Source organism: Phaeovulum veldkampii DSM 11550, from assembly GCF_003034995.1.
Taxonomy (GTDB): Bacteria; Pseudomonadota; Alphaproteobacteria; order Rhodobacterales; family Rhodobacteraceae; genus Phaeovulum; species Phaeovulum veldkampii.
Genome location: NZ_PZKF01000125.1, coordinates 1 through 898, shown reverse-complemented (window position 1 = coordinate 898; position 898 = coordinate 1). Strand labels below are relative to the sequence as shown.

Here is an 898-nt window from a genome sequence, read left to right as displayed (position 1 = left end):
GCCGGATGGTCTCGTCCGGGCACCAGACCGGTCTTGCGGTCTCGCCAGCAGTTACAAAGTGGCTTCTCGCCCACGCCCCCCGCCCTTCGGTAATGCGCTGGCCGGTCCGGCCGGGACGACCGGGTTCAAAGCCGATGACATAGAGCCGCAAGGTCCCCGCCGGCATGGCTGGCCTCGATCGTTTGGTAAGTGATCGGCCCCGGCCTCCGGCCACTCCGGGCATGGCGGGCCACGGCGTCCCGGGTCGTGGCCGGGATGCTTGACGCTTCGGCAAAGGGGCCTTGAGTGCCAGCCTCGACCACCCAGACATCAGCGGCAGGGGCCTTCACGACGGCCAGGGCATCGGCGACAAGGCCGTTGTAGATGCCGATCATCGCAAGCACGACCGTCATTAGAAGCCCAAGTCCCAAACAGGTCAGGACAAAGCGGAAGAGGCCGTGGCGGATATCCTTGATGGCAAGGTTCATGGCGCAGCTCCGATGCGGGCAAGCCGACCTTCATCCACGCCTTGCAGCGGGACGGCCACGACCTGCGCAGCATCGGGCAACCCGCCCGTCACTTCCACCCGGCCCCGGTCGTCACGCGCGCCGAATGTCAGGTCGGCGCGCGAAAGCCTACTGTCCTGGACGATCCAGACCGTGCCGCGATACCCGTCGAAGCCGATAATCGCCACTTCAGGCACCATCAGGGCCGTGGCGCGTGTGGCAGTCAGGATGCGCACCTCGGCTTGTTCGCCCAGAAACATTTGCTGCGGGCAATCCGAGCAGGTCAGCCAGACGCGGCGTTCCTCATTCACCCGGTCGCTTTCCACTCCGATGCGGGTGATCGTGCCCGTGAATTCGCTGGCAGGCTGAGACCGCAGACGGATGGTGCCGGGCTGGCCAAGGGCCAGCTGACC

Annotated in this window: 2 protein-coding genes; both read right to left on the bottom strand. The window is 66.1% G+C overall.

The window, feature by feature from the left end; genetic code table 11:
- Positions 1–125 precede the first annotated feature (125 nt).
- Positions 126–467 (bottom strand): hypothetical protein, encoded by a 342-nt coding sequence (locus C5F46_RS16220; protein ID WP_235820210.1) that lies wholly within the window; start codon positions 465–467, stop codon positions 126–128.
- On the bottom strand, positions 464–898 hold a 435-nt coding region (locus C5F46_RS16215; RefSeq protein ID WP_459562105.1), incomplete at its 5' end, for an efflux RND transporter periplasmic adaptor subunit. The genes C5F46_RS16215 and C5F46_RS16220, both read right to left, overlap by 4 nt.